Genomic DNA, 13,094 nt, shown 5'->3' with positions numbered 1-13,094 from the left:
GAGGTCTTCCGCGGAAAGGCATGTATCAGAGGAATGATTCGCGGCTACCGTGCCGCATACGTCGCGACCGAACATGGACGCGCAAAAGAGGAAAACCTGCAGGAGCCTGAGAATACGACCATCCGGCGGGTCGGATGGAGCGACCTGGACGAGTGCGACGCCCTGCGGATGCTGTTCTCCTGTCTCGCCGACCGTTCGGACGAGACGGAATGCGATGAATGGACCCATTTCAATCTGGATGGCGCGTTACGACAGATCGTCGAGATCAAGGATAAAAGCAATGCCGTCGTCACATTGGAGCATTCCATCACACGTGAAGGTGACGCCCTTGTCTGGAACGCGGATGTGAAGACGTTCACCCAAGTTTCCTATCTGAGGGACCGCGATTTCAGCAAGAGCAAGCCAAAGGAGACCTATCCTCGTTTCATGCTGCACGAGGGGAAGATCATATGGGCGCATCAAAAGGACAAACGCGTCAACGACGATAACTCATACCTGCTCAGAGTACGGAAGGGAAACCGTAAACGCAACATGGTGGACGCCCTCGCCTTCGATGCCCGAGAAACCAAGGAAGGGAAACTCATGGCCTTGCGGGACATACTACGACTATTCGATCTCTGCTACGGGAAATTCGCACGGCTCGAATGGCTTGGCGTGCCGCAAAAAGATTCCATCCCGATCAACGTCATAGGCAAAAGCCTCCGCAAGGCGAACGGGAAGATAACGGTGGACGGTCTGGAAGATTGCGGGCAGGCGGTCGATGAGGTCCGGCAAGCCTTGCACGACGCGGGCGTGGAGACCAACGGCAGTCGGCAGGGGAGAATCATGATTCTTCATGAAGCGGATTATTACCGGTACGCGAACCGTGATCAGGACACGAATACGGTTGAAGACCCGTATCAGATGCTTGACAGAAGCATCCCCACCCAATGCATCAGCGTCGAAATGTGGAACAGGGCAAAAGCTCGGAAAAGCGATTCCATGAGGAAAGCCCTCGTGGCATCGGCCCTCAATGAGCTGAGAATCAAACAAGAAGTAGTGACGGGAACCACCGATGATTCCAGTGTGCGCGGATACTGCTTCGCCGTCCCATGCAAGACCGACGAGAGTCAGGAAACAAAAGGAATAGACGAACCTGAACCGTACCTATATCTGAAAATCGGACTCAACGGCAGATTCGAATTCCACAAGGACACCAGCCAACCCTCCCAGCCCTCATTCGAAATGGGAGATTTCATGATAGAGACGCGGGAGGCCGTCGCGTCCGCCGGTGAAATGTATGGGGCCAGAACCCGAAAGAGAGTCGAATGCGTGGTACGGAATCCTGATGGAAACGTGGCCGCCATCACAAGAACCAGCATGCATGCGATGCCCACGAATCTAAACAGGCTGATAAAGGAAATCGACACGATTCGAAGCGAGGCAGGACGTCCACGATCCGAAAAAACCGCCCATCCAAGAAGCAAGGAATTCGCGGGGAAGAACTACCCGAGTCTTCTCGGAATAAACATCGGCGAAGACGATGATGGAACAACCCTATATTCAGTCGGATACCAGAATACCAATCTGAACAAAAGAATGCCCAGAATGGTTCCAATCCGCAGAATAATCCAGGTCGAGGGCGAAAACTTCGACGACCAAATCATCGACATGTGCAATGTGGATTGGGTGAGAAGCACTTATTTGCCGAGCGTCCTTCCATGGCCGGTCAAATATCTCAGAGAAATGGATAGAAATGGAATAAGGCAGTTTTAATCAGCATTATGATTAAGCGGCTCATCCATTGTTTCCGGCCAGGCATGTTGGACCCTCGAGCATCTCCCCAACATGCTTTTTCTCGTGTTGATGTCAAGCCAGTGGCTGCCATGTTCCCGTGTAGCTGCAGGTATATAGCGGCCTGAATCGCCTCGCTTTTTCGTTATGCCAGAAACGAACCGATTAGCACTCCGCGGCCCGGAGCGGCAAGGTGATTTCTCCGGCTTTTGGATAGCCATGCTCGCAGCGGCGTCAGTATGGAATATCACGATTCTGCTTACTGTTCCATCTGTCAATGAACGTCTTTAAATAGGGAATGACATGCTGGAAACGCGACACCCGATAAAACCAAAGGTGTAAATCCAGACAACCGAAAAGAGGTACGACGATGGAGGATGGCACAAGGAAGAAGCGACATGGACGCCGCCGCTGGGGCACGGTCATCAAAAGAAAAGACGATGAAGGACAGGTCATCGCGTACGTCGCACGATACGTGAGTCCTTTGGATAAAAACAAGAAAATAGGCAAGCAGTTCAAACCCGAATACGAAGCACAGGCATACGAATGGCTCGACGAGGAGCATTACCTGGTCATCCTGCACAATAAGGGCATCAAGCAGTGGACACCACCCAACGAACGAGACAAGAGGAAAACCGATTCTTTGATGACGTTCGAGGAATGGACGCGGGCTTATTTCAACCGGTATAAGGAGAAGAACGGGCAAATGCGCGGACGCACCATGCGTCGCACGAAACTAGCGGTCAACAGACTCATGCCGTATTTCCGCACTATGCCGTTGAACGAGATTACCGAAAACGAAGTCGCGAGATGGAGAAGGAAAGCGAAAAAAGAGATACCATCTCCGGATGGATACGAAAAAGCCTCGTTCATGCTCAAACGACTGATGAACGCGGCCGTCAAAGAAGGACTCAAAGTCGAGAATCCCTGCAAATATTCCCTCACCAGAAGCAAACCGAAAAAAGAGGACATCCGGCCACTGGACAAGAACGAAATAAACGTGCTCGCGGACGCGTTCCCGGAATACACAAGACTGGCCGTGTGGCTGTCGGTTCTGGTGGGAGGATTGAGAATCGGAGAGGTCTGTGGCCTGCAACTCCGGGATCTGGATCTCGAAAACGGACTGCTCTATGTCCGCCACAGCGTCGATAGAGGAACGGACGATTGCGGTCCGTACGAATTATGTCCGCCCAAGACACGGAAAAGCGAACGTGTCCTGCCGGTATCATCCATCCTCATTCCGATGATCAGAAAACACATCGAACGATTCTGCCCCGTGAAAGAGCCCGACTCGATGTTGTTCACGGCCGTGAAGGGAGGAGTGCTCCCACCGCCCACATTGCAAGCCCAGTTCCGTGTGGCTCGAAGGAAGGTAGGACGAGACGATATATCGTTCCATACCCTGCGCGCGACGCATGCGACCCTGTACATGATCCACGGCGGCACGCTGCGGGAAACCATGAACGAACTCGGACACCACGACATCAACGTCGCAATCGGCTACTACCAGCGCGTGGTCCCGGAACACCAACGCGAGGTGGCAGAACGACTGGCGTCCGACTACCTGCCCATGGAAGACACTGAAATGGTGGAAGAAGCCATCGGCGAGATCAATAAAAAGATCGAACAACTCCAAGCTCGGAAAAGGGAACTTGAAACTCGTCTTGAGAGCTTAGCGGTTCGGACAGCGCCAGCCGCATAGATTCTGGTGTTCTTTCGGGTGCAGTGATTCCAATGAATGACGTTCCAGGGGAAACGGACACGGATGGGCGATAACGGACGATCCCCATGTGGGACGCATGACATCACCGAATGGCGCGCGCATCTCGCCAAAGCCATCCTCGACAACATCGACGCCGTGATGAACGAGCAAGCGGCAGAACGAAAAGGACAAGACGATGGAAACCGGGAACAAGACGAATAAGCGATCGACATCACGACTCCATGGAGACTCGCCGCAAACCCATGGAAACGTCATGCTCCAAACGGGGAGCCGGAGCGAGAACACTACGGACAAGACCGGAACGATCCCACTCATACCAGGCGATATGACCAGGATCGATACGGACGGCATGATCGTCACCGGTCCCGTCCACTTGGGATACCGCCGGATACTGGCCGACCCGGAACCGCCACATCAACCCATCCGCTACCGTCAACTGGCGGAAGGCCTGGAAGGAACCATCACAGGCGGGATCGATACGAACGACACCGGTAAGGGGACGGTCCTGGGCGTCTACGATCTGTGTGACGAACGAGACATCGCCCTCAAGGACCTTGTGGCCGGCTTTCTCATTGAGGCGACACGCGGCCTTGTTGGTCGGACGGCTGAACATGAGATAAGCGCCATGCTGTGCGGCCCACAGGTCGCAATACCGTTTGAGCCTCAATCCGATGCCCTCGGCCCGATGGTCGGGAACGACCGCGATGCCTGGCGTTTCTGCGATTTCCGTCCCGACCAAATACAATGCGTCGTCAAGGAGACGCGAAGGCCAGACGCCACGGCATGTCGCCGCCAACGCTGCGGAATACTCCTGTGCTGGACCGACCAGGGCCGCGCCTACCAGGCGATCATCGAGGAATGCCCCTACCAGCGTCGGCCCGAAACGATCATCCACGTTGACCCAGTCCTTTGGAAACGTTGCACGCCCCATATCGGCGATCTCCTGGACAAGAAGCCTCTGCGCCTTCTTTGCCTCACCCTTCGTCGATACCGTCCGGACGACAACACGATCATTCCCATCATCGACGACCGAATCGACCATCCCGACACCGTCCAACACATTCTCGAACGCTTCCATAAGCTCATTGACCTCCAATAACCAAGAAAGGCAATCCAATGGGAAAACAGGAAACCCAGGAATCAATCGACCGGACAGGTTACGATTCGGCATTCCTTCGGGCGTGGCCACCCATACCAGGAGACCACCATACGGACCCGGCCATCTTCGCCCATTGCATAAAGGCCGTTGGTCCCCGGTATTACGTCGACGGGTGGCCACTGTCCGACGCGCACGGACGGCGGATCCGCTATGCGGACCTGCCGGAACGCATTCCAGCCGGGATGCTCAGAGGAACCGTCCTGCCATGCGGCGATCGCGGGGGAACGGAACCCGGTTTCGCGGTCCTGAACCTGGACGACCATGCGGACGCCATCGCCAAGAACGATGTGGCCGGCACGCTCGTTCATCTTGCACGCCGCCTCATTCGTGGGAACGCTGAACATGAACTCGGCATCATGCTGCGCCGCCCACACGTCGCAGTACAGCTTGAGTCTCAAACCGATGCCCTTACCCCGATGGAGGGAGTCGACGACGAGTCCCTGCACCTCGGCTACGGACTTACGGAGAATCTCAGATGCCTTGCGCGCGTCACACCAGGGATGGAAGACACGGATGTTTTGCTCGAAGGCAACGGCGTAATCGCCGACTGGACCGACCAGGGCCGCGCCTACCATGCGGTCTTCGAAAAATGCCCCTACCAGCGTCGGCCGCAAAGAACCATCATCCTTCCCGACGAAGTCTGGAACACGCATATCCGACAGTTCTTCAATGTTCTGGGAAAGCAGGATACGGGCTTTCTTTGCCTCACCCTTCGTCAGCACAGGGCGGACAACCACAGATTCACCCAAATCACCCGTGCCGGATGGCCTTTGGCGGACATCGGCGCAGCGCACATCATCAACTCCGGACATCTCGATACCACCTTCCCGGCTGAGCCGATATCGGCAAGCATATACCAAAACAACACTCCGAGGATGCGTGGCCGATAACGGATGATCCCCATGTGGACGGAATGAAACTTCACCACACACCAGGAGAACAACCATGAGCCGGGAACCACACCATTCCGAAGGACTCAGTCTCGAAGAAGCGGCCAGGATAAGACAGGAAAGCGAACAAAACCTCGAACAGGCCCGCATGATGAGGAACATACGCGATATGGACGCCGCGGCAGCCATGGCATTCCTCATCATCGCCTTCGCCCTGGCCCTGAACCGGACCATCCTCGCGATCATCCCGACCGTCGTCGCGGTCATGCTCGCCGTCGCGGCGGGAGTCATGCAGGCCCTCGCGACGAAAACGTTACGCGGATACCACGAGACCAGGGCCAGGCTCGAGAACGAACTCAACGCGTCCGACTACCAGGACATCATGGGCCGGCCACACCCATGGAAAACATTCTGACCGACCATCACGACACACCCCTTCCGGAACAGGGGGAGATATCGACAAGAGGGCATGTGGAATGTTCGAAGGAAGCCGGAAGGGGCTTCTCCCGAGCGATGGTCAGTCATAGCAACAATCAAAACACGGCGAACAGACTCCCGTCCCTTCCGGTTTCCTCCAATCCAATCATTCATTTTCCAAAGGAAAACGAAATGAGGAACGGGACATACAGGCGACGCAGGATCAAGACCATGGCAATCGTGGCGATGAACCTGTTCACCGGCTGCTGCACATGCTACATCACGACCGTCGTCTGGTCGGTCTTCGACCCACGGATGATACGCCCAAGCCGGATGGTCGGGGACGTGTGCGGTTTCGTGTCCCTGGCGATCATTCCAATCCTCATCATCACGATCCTGACGGGAACAGGGGAAGGGGAGCAACATGGGAAAACTCATCCAACGGGCGGCCGAATTCACCGGACAGCTCGACGCCACGGTCCGGAACATCGACATGCTCGGCGAGGGGGACACGCACGGACTGCCCGCGGCGGCCGCGCGAATGGACCAGGCCATGCTGGAGCTCGGCATCGACCCGCGGCAAAACGGCATCGAAGAGCCCATAAGCCACAGCCAGGCATGCGAAACAGCCGAACGGCTCTACCACGCACTCGTCAAACAAGCAAAAAAACACGAAAACCACACGACCTTCCGGCTGGCGCAGGCCGTGAACCTGGCATGGGCGGAACTCACCGTCAGCGACGGCGCCATGATCCCCGACCGGTGACGGGACGGCGGACATGGAAACACGCAACCCACCGGCACGCGAAACATCCGGGATCGACTTGATACGCACGCAGACGCACTGCCTGGTCAGCGAGGATCTCGAATTACGCCACGCCATCGAAACCATGGAGCGGCGCCTGTCCGACATCCGCGGCCGGCTCGACCGGCTCAGGCCCAGCGGAAAAGGAGCGAAATGAACGATGACACGCTGTTCTCCATGAAGGAGACCGCGGCCGGCGCAAGCCGGAACGGGAGGACCATGATACGGGTGTTCCTGCCCGCCGATCTTGCGCGACAGCTCAAACAGCAGGCTGAACACAGTGATACCAGCGTGGACAAACTCATCATCGAAGCCGTGCAACTCCAACTCAGGCATGAGGACGCGCCTTCGGCCATCGCGAACAGCGAGGCGGGCGAATACGTGCGGAACCAAGCCATCAAATCACTGTTGGAAGCCCACCTGACCGACGAATCGCCGGCACAGGCATGGGTCATCGCATACGAGCGCGCATGGTCGGACGCGTTGTCGTTCTGCATCCGCGCGGAAATGGCGATCGACAAGAAGGAGGAAACCGAATGAGCGACGACGGAACGATGTGGGAGGACGTGCTGTGCCAGGCGCTCGGACCCGCGAACGACTACGCGCGTCGGATGCAGGAACGGTACCGGGTCACGGATCGGAACGACCGGTACGGCATCGACCACACGTTGAACATCATCAGCCAGGCGTTCCTCGCCGGTGTGGAACACCAAGCCGGCCAGGATGGGACGCGAACACGTTATGACGGCGAACGATGAGACCACGGTAGGGGAGATCGACGCGGCCCTCCGGGTGGGAAGCGCGCTCCTGGACGAACGGCTGCCCGTCAGATGGGATGGTGAGATCATCCACTGGATCGACCATTGGACCAACATTGGAGACATGCTGTTCCTCTGCGGGAACAACCGTCTGGGAACCCTCCAGGCATGCCCCGACACCGACAGTCGACGTCGATGGAACCGGGGCCGGCCCCACCTGTGGAAACCATGGAGCATCACAGGCCGCACGGCCCGAAGCAGACTACGGCTGATGCGCTGCGGCGTGTGCGGACTGACCATCGTGGAGGAACGCCCGTTCGACGGAAGCGAGGAGAAGACCTGGCAGTTGGACGAATCCGACTACGGGCCGGACGGCAGCCACGCCGTCATCCAAGGAGAACTCGACATATGACGAAAGCCAAAACAGCCGGACCGGAGGCCGGCAAGGAGGACAGGACAATGAACAGACCGAAAGTGAAAGCACGGCCACGCAACAAGCCATTCGACGCCGAGGAACGCCGATACCTGTGCGGTCTGGACGCGGTCGACGCGTGCAGCGAGAAAAGGATCACCTGGAACCGGGCGTTCATCGCGTGGGCGACGGCGAAACTCGACCAGGGATACGCTCCGAGCGGCATCTTCCGCAAAGCCGGCGTCGGCCCGGAGATCATCGGCAGCAAACGCGTCGAACGATGCGCCGCCCGATGGCGTGAGAACCTCGAGAAGCAACGTGAACAGGAGAAGCATGATGAACAGGGATCATGACCCCATCGTCAAAGCGGTCGTCATCATAGTGGCCTGCATCGCCGCGATCATCATGGTCTGCGCGGAATGCGCGCTGCTGCCACGATACGGGTGGCTATGGCTCATCCTGCTGCTCGTGCTCGCCGTGGCCATCATATTCTGCGCGGGCGTGATCATCCGCGCATGGCGGCAGGGAAGAGGAGGAAAACGATGAGCGACAGGGACAGATGCTGGTTCGGGGCCGTCATGGGACATACCGTGCCCATGGCGCGCATGGCCGTCGCCGGCATGCGGGCGACCCGATTGTCCGACACGGACACCGGAGTGGAACACTTCCTCGACCGGCACGCGGGACCGGACGCGTTCCTGATCGCCGACGTCTGCACGGCCATGGCGAAAGCGCTGCGAAGCCTCGGAACCGAAACCGGAAACCCTGAAACCTCCCTCGTGATATCGGAAGCGATCTGGATCGAACCGATGGGATGCGACGGCAAACCCGACAGCGACGACTACATCATCGCCGTCGATCCCTGCACCGGGGACTTCTGCTACGACCAACTCATGGTCGGAAACCCGCAGGCCCGTTCCGGCGCGGCGTTCTGCCTCGAGAAGATATCCGAATTCATCAAAGAAAGAATCGGGAGGGGACAATGAACAAACCGACAGACGAAACGCAATCACAAGACGAGCCATCAGACGATGACGATGAGACCACTGGTCTCGGATTGCCCGTTTCACTCAAAAGACAAATCGAATCGTATGCGGTGATGCATCACATGACGCCAACCCAGGTCCTCGCGGAAGGCGTGAAACTACTCTTGAAACAGGAAGCGTTGCAACAGGGCAGAATGAACCGGGCCAAACCGAAGGCAAGGCCATGCAACAAGCCATTCGATGCCGAGGAACGACAATACCTGTGTGGTCTCGACGCCGTTGACGAGTGCGGTGAGAAACGGATCACCTGGAACAGGTATTTCATCCGCTATGTGGAATACGAGCTCGAGTTGGGTGTCAGGCCGGTGGACGTGTTCAGAAGCGCGGGCGTCGGTCCGGAAGTCATCGGACGCAAACGCATCGAACGGTGCGTGAGCCGATGGCGCAGGCAAGCGGCGAAGGAAAGGAATGAACAATGAACGGAGAAGGTTCCTTAGCCAGTTCATTGAAACCGTCAACCAAAGGAAAGGGTACCGTCTGGAGCTCGCATACTGAACGAGTTGCCATCAGGCCGGATATCCGATCAGCTCACGGTCAGTCCAATCGATGAGCTCCGGCGTAATCCGGTCCACGTCCAACAGCCACACCTCGTTCCGGCGGGGGTTGAAGAAACCCAACCGCCGGATCGACTGGTATTCAGGGTGGACGGAATGCAATCCCATCCGCCAATAGATGAGCAGTTGAAGCGTGTACCGGGGATTCGGAGGATAACCACTCACCTTGAAATCCCACAACGTGTCCCCGGTGAGGAAATCACCGGACCCGCTCGTGATCCGGTCCGTATAGCCTCCCTCGAAATCGAATCCCTCCCATACCGCCGGACCATACTCGTCGAGGAACACGCGGGACCTGGCGACCATGCGTGTCAGATTGAAATACGTCGCCGCATCCGGAACCATCCGCCGCGGTCTCCAATACTGCGGTCCACGTCGTGAGGCCGCGTCGAAATCAAGCAGCAGGCACGCAGCGCGAGCCGAAGGAAAAGCGAAATCCACCGTTCTGGACAGCAACGATTCCGCATACTCACCCTGGCCGACCAGACGGGCGCCCAACAGGGGAATGCGGAACGCGACTCTTTTGGGCGCGCCCATCGCGATTCGCGTCATGTAATCTACGTACAGGCCGGCGATGTCCGGAGCGACCGTCTCCATGGTACGGGGATGCAACGCCGTCCGATCAGGCAAAGGCGTCCGGTCGAACAGGGATAGGGGTAATAATCCTTCCGGCGGCTGGTCGACCATGCGGATGCGGGTGGCCACGGCCATCGAATCGCGCCGGCGGCGCAACTCATCTATACGCGCGGCGTCCGCCTCCAACACTGCGGCGGGACGCAGATCCATGCCAGTGGACCCGTCGAATCGGTAGAAACGAGGCAAAACCGGACCTCCAATCCACAAAAGTCACGCGTGCGGAATGGAAACGGAACGGATACGGAGGCCTTCATGTCTACGGAAACAGGCCGATCGGCCATTTCCCACTCGTCTCGCAATAATTCGCGAAAAATGCCGTTTTGCTGTTCGTTCGACGGTTTCCACCATCAAATGTTACACCGGCGCCAACATAAAATATCCCAATAGTGTGATAATATTGGTGTTATCGGGAGGGCACAGGCCGAGCCCGAAACGGAAAAAGGAAACCGCATATGATGAACGTCAACTACCTCGACACCGAGTCCGGCGCCATCCTGCAGGACGAACTACGGGACTGGTCCCAAGCCGCCCTGAACCAACTCGACAAGGCCTACGGATACAAAGCATTCCGTGTCGGACAGCTCGAAGCCGTCAACACCATCCTCAATGGCCGGGACCTGGTCGCCGTCATGCCGACCGGCAGCGGCAAAAGCGTCTGCTACCAGCTTCCCGCCATGCGAGCCGGCCATCTCACGCTCGTCGTGTCCCCGCTGCGCGCGCTCATGCGCGACCAGGTGAAGTCCCTGCAGGCGAGGGGAGTGACCGCCGCGCTGATCGACAGCGGAGTGACGCCGAAGCAACGTCGAAACATCTACGACATGGCCCATGGGGGAGGTCTGCGCATCCTGTACGTTGCGCCGGAGCGCCTGTTCGCCGACGATTTCACCGCCTTCGCGCAATCCACGCGCGTGGATCTCATCGCCATCGACGAAGCCCACTGCGTGCTTCAATGGGGCCACGATTTCCGGCCAGGCTACATGCGGATCGGCGAATTCATCGCGGGCCTGCCTTCACGTCCCGTGGTAGCCGCGTTCACCGCGACCGCGACGAAGCGACAGGTCCCGGAAATCGCCCAAGACCTCGGCCTTGAACAGCCCATCATGATCGGCACCGGTTTCGACCGTCCCAACATTCGGTTCGACTCAATCGAACTCAAACCATCAGCACGCAGGAAATTCATCACGAAATGGGCCCAAAACCATGAGGGAAGCGGCATCGTGTACTGCACCACCATCCGCCGTTGCGACGAACTCGCCGAATGCCTGCAGGACGCCGGCATCGACGCGGAAGCGTTCTACGCGCCCCTCACAGACAAGGAGAAGGCCCGTATCCAAGACGGGTTCCTCACCGGATCGCCGCACGTGATTTGCGCGACCACCGCGTTCGGCATGGGCGTAGACAAGCCCGACGTTCGCTGGGTCCTCAACGACGGGCCCTGCGAAAGCCTCGAATCGTTCTACCAGGAAGCCGGTCGCGCGGGACGCGACGGCAAGCCCGCACGCAGCGTCATGCTCTGGGCCGGAAGCGACTTCATGAACTGGGAAAGACGCCTCGCAGACAACGCAGGCAACGCGCTCGACGATCCGAAAGACCGTTCCAAAGCGCAGCAGGCCGCGTTCGAGCGTCTCGACGCGATGCGCGGATACTGCGAGTCCGACTCATGCCTCCGGGGAGTGATCCTCGACTATTTCGGAGACGACCACGATGAATACTGCGACAATTGCGGCAACTGCACGTACATCGCGGACTGCGACCAGCCGTCCAGTACGGGCGGAAAAACCAAGAAAACCAAGCCCAAGACCAGCACGCAAGGCCTGGACCTCGCCGAAATAGACGCGACCATCGCCGGATTCGTGTACGACCGGGAACGAATGCTCGGCTTCGGATATGGCATCCGCAAAACCATCCGCAGTCTCATGGGCGACACCGGCGAAGGAGTCGACGACAGGGACATAGACCAGCTCGACGGATACGGCGCCCTCTCGGACCTGGACGAGGACGTCATCGAGGACCGCATCCACGAGCTCATCGACGACGGAACCATCTACGTCGGCAGCTACCACACGCTATTGGAGCCATAATGCCAAACAAAACAACAAGACTGGCCGGACTGAGAAGGAAAAAAGGGTTGAGCCAGATTGAACTCTCCCACGCCACCGGCATCAAACAATCCAGGATCAGCGAATTCGAAACCGGACGCATCCCCACTGCCAACATGACCCTGAAAACGGCCGTCACCCTCGCCGAAGCGCTAGGCGTCCACGCCGAAGACCTATTGGACTGAACCGTACAACCGTCGGGAACGCCGAAAGTCAGCGGACCATATCGAACTGGTACTCCCTGCCATCGTCCAACGAATCCACCGCCCTCAACGCCGCGCTGTTCCACAGGCTCGCCGGCCAGCCCGCCATCTTCGGCATCGCACGCGCGAAAGCCCGGTCCGACCGGTACATCGGCACATGCACCAGACCGTCCTCGCTTGCCTCCAATGATTCCACGAAAGGAAGCACGCGCCTGAACAACGCCTCCTGAATCTCACTGATCCTGTCGAACACCTTCGGCAGGGCGGACTGCACCCAATACGGCGGCTCCTCATGGCCGTTCACGCCTTCCTCCCAACGGGAGACGGTCTGCTGTCCCACCGGTTTGGGATCGGACGGATCCTTCGGTACGAGCAGGCCAAGAATCACACCCAGATCGGCCTGGCTCAAACCAAGCATGCGACGCCTCGTCTCCATCTCGATGCACGTGAAAACCATGATCTCCAAACCCCTTTTCCTCGAGGGAACCAGGCGGCCTCGAAGCCATCCCGGAAAACAATGGACAACCGCTGATTCTACACGCAAGAGCAGCAAAGAAGAGATGCGCCACGACGACGTCCATGGAGTTCGGATAAGCGGATAATCCGGATGCAGCTAGAA

The 13,094-nt window shown here is 58.1% G+C and carries 19 protein-coding genes; 15 read left to right on the top strand and 4 right to left on the bottom strand.

The window, feature by feature from the left end; all coding sequences use genetic code 11:
* Positions 1-345: 345 nt before the first annotated feature.
* The 3 genes from AC1ATL_RS04635 to AC1ATL_RS04625 all read left to right on the top strand — a co-directional run bounded on the left by AC1ATL_RS04635 (position 346) and on the right by AC1ATL_RS04625 (position 3,697).
* Positions 346-1,755: a hypothetical protein gene (locus AC1ATL_RS04635; protein ID WP_476568843.1), complete on the top strand. Its 1,410-nt coding sequence runs from the start codon at positions 346-348 to the stop codon at positions 1,753-1,755.
* Positions 1,756-2,143: 388 nt separating this feature from the next.
* Entirely contained in the window at positions 2,144-3,475 is a 1,332-nt protein-coding gene (locus tag AC1ATL_RS04630) for a tyrosine-type recombinase/integrase (RefSeq protein ID WP_476568841.1), read from the top strand.
* A gap of 63 nt (positions 3,476-3,538) precedes the next feature.
* Entirely contained in the window at positions 3,539-3,697 is a 159-nt protein-coding gene (locus tag AC1ATL_RS04625; protein WP_476568839.1) for a hypothetical protein, read from the top strand.
* Positions 3,698-3,707: 10 nt separating this feature from the next.
* On the opposite strand, the gene AC1ATL_RS04620 is transcribed toward AC1ATL_RS04625, so the two are convergent.
* Both AC1ATL_RS04620 and AC1ATL_RS04615 read right to left on the bottom strand, forming a co-directional pair.
* The gene (locus tag AC1ATL_RS04620; protein ID WP_204442214.1) at positions 3,708-4,574 is read right to left on the bottom strand and encodes a GNAT family N-acetyltransferase; all 867 of its coding nucleotides are present in this window, start codon (positions 4,572-4,574) and stop codon (positions 3,708-3,710) included.
* A gap of 62 nt (positions 4,575-4,636) precedes the next feature.
* Complete coding sequence (locus AC1ATL_RS04615) at positions 4,637-5,602, bottom strand: GNAT family N-acetyltransferase (RefSeq protein ID WP_476568837.1); 966 nt, start codon at positions 5,600-5,602, stop codon at positions 4,637-4,639.
* On the opposite strand from AC1ATL_RS04615, the gene AC1ATL_RS04610 reads away from it, so the two are divergent.
* The 10 genes from AC1ATL_RS04610 to AC1ATL_RS04565 all read left to right on the top strand — a co-directional run bounded on the left by AC1ATL_RS04610 (position 5,601) and on the right by AC1ATL_RS04565 (position 9,402).
* Positions 5,601-5,960, top strand: a complete 360-nt coding sequence (locus tag AC1ATL_RS04610; protein WP_476568835.1) for a hypothetical protein — start codon at positions 5,601-5,603, stop codon at positions 5,958-5,960. The two genes, AC1ATL_RS04615 and AC1ATL_RS04610, sit on opposite strands and share 2 nt — an antisense overlap.
* A gap of 426 nt (positions 5,961-6,386) precedes the next feature.
* On the top strand, positions 6,387-6,728 hold the full coding sequence (locus tag AC1ATL_RS04605; protein ID WP_204442217.1) for a transporter: 342 nt from the start codon (positions 6,387-6,389) through the stop codon (positions 6,726-6,728).
* 13 nt (positions 6,729-6,741) lie between these two features.
* On the top strand, positions 6,742-6,924 hold the full coding sequence (locus AC1ATL_RS04600) for a hypothetical protein (RefSeq protein ID WP_204442218.1): 183 nt from the start codon (positions 6,742-6,744) through the stop codon (positions 6,922-6,924).
* Entirely contained in the window at positions 6,921-7,307 is a 387-nt protein-coding gene (locus AC1ATL_RS04595; protein ID WP_476568832.1) for a ribbon-helix-helix domain-containing protein, read from the top strand. The genes AC1ATL_RS04600 and AC1ATL_RS04595 overlap by 4 nt, the downstream gene beginning before the upstream one ends.
* Complete coding sequence (locus AC1ATL_RS04590; RefSeq protein ID WP_204442220.1) at positions 7,304-7,525, top strand: hypothetical protein; 222 nt, start codon at positions 7,304-7,306, stop codon at positions 7,523-7,525. The genes AC1ATL_RS04595 and AC1ATL_RS04590 overlap by 4 nt, the downstream gene beginning before the upstream one ends.
* Positions 7,509-7,937 (top strand): hypothetical protein, encoded by a 429-nt coding sequence (locus AC1ATL_RS04585; RefSeq protein WP_476568830.1) that lies wholly within the window; start codon positions 7,509-7,511, stop codon positions 7,935-7,937. The genes AC1ATL_RS04590 and AC1ATL_RS04585 overlap by 17 nt, the downstream gene beginning before the upstream one ends.
* A complete protein-coding gene (locus AC1ATL_RS04580; RefSeq protein WP_476568828.1) occupies positions 7,934-8,290 on the top strand; it encodes a hypothetical protein in 357 nt (118 codons plus the stop codon). Before AC1ATL_RS04585 ends, AC1ATL_RS04580 begins: the two co-directional genes overlap by 4 nt.
* Complete coding sequence (locus AC1ATL_RS04575; protein ID WP_204442223.1) at positions 8,271-8,483, top strand: hypothetical protein; 213 nt, start codon at positions 8,271-8,273, stop codon at positions 8,481-8,483. The genes AC1ATL_RS04580 and AC1ATL_RS04575 overlap by 20 nt, the downstream gene beginning before the upstream one ends.
* Positions 8,480-8,923: a hypothetical protein gene (locus AC1ATL_RS04570; RefSeq protein ID WP_476568826.1), complete on the top strand. Its 444-nt coding sequence runs from the start codon at positions 8,480-8,482 to the stop codon at positions 8,921-8,923. The genes AC1ATL_RS04575 and AC1ATL_RS04570 overlap by 4 nt, the downstream gene beginning before the upstream one ends.
* Complete coding sequence (locus AC1ATL_RS04565; RefSeq protein ID WP_476568825.1) at positions 8,920-9,402, top strand: hypothetical protein; 483 nt, start codon at positions 8,920-8,922, stop codon at positions 9,400-9,402. The genes AC1ATL_RS04570 and AC1ATL_RS04565 overlap by 4 nt, the downstream gene beginning before the upstream one ends.
* An 87-nt stretch (positions 9,403-9,489) precedes the next feature.
* On the opposite strand, the gene AC1ATL_RS04560 is transcribed toward AC1ATL_RS04565, so the two are convergent.
* Positions 9,490-10,323: a hypothetical protein gene (locus AC1ATL_RS04560; RefSeq protein WP_476568824.1), complete on the bottom strand. Its 834-nt coding sequence runs from the start codon at positions 10,321-10,323 to the stop codon at positions 9,490-9,492.
* Between the two features lie 302 nt (positions 10,324-10,625).
* On the opposite strand from AC1ATL_RS04560, the gene AC1ATL_RS04555 reads away from it, so the two are divergent.
* Positions 10,626-12,254, top strand: a complete 1,629-nt coding sequence (locus tag AC1ATL_RS04555; protein WP_476568822.1) for a RecQ family ATP-dependent DNA helicase — start codon at positions 10,626-10,628, stop codon at positions 12,252-12,254.
* Positions 12,254-12,457 carry a helix-turn-helix domain-containing protein gene (locus AC1ATL_RS04550; RefSeq protein WP_144164341.1) on the top strand — a complete coding sequence of 68 codons (204 nt, stop codon included), beginning with the start codon at positions 12,254-12,256 and terminating at the stop codon, positions 12,455-12,457. Before AC1ATL_RS04555 ends, AC1ATL_RS04550 begins: the two co-directional genes overlap by 1 nt.
* A 28-nt stretch (positions 12,458-12,485) precedes the next feature.
* Here AC1ATL_RS04550 and AC1ATL_RS04545 read toward each other — a convergent pair whose 3' ends face one another.
* Positions 12,486-12,932: a transcriptional regulator gene (locus AC1ATL_RS04545; protein WP_065440778.1), complete on the bottom strand. Its 447-nt coding sequence runs from the start codon at positions 12,930-12,932 to the stop codon at positions 12,486-12,488.
* Between the last annotated feature and the right edge of the window lie 162 nt (positions 12,933-13,094).

The organism is Bifidobacterium sp. LH_743 (genome assembly GCF_056355775.1).
Note: the sequence above shows the minus strand (reverse complement) of the source record. Positions and strands in the feature narration are given on the sequence as shown.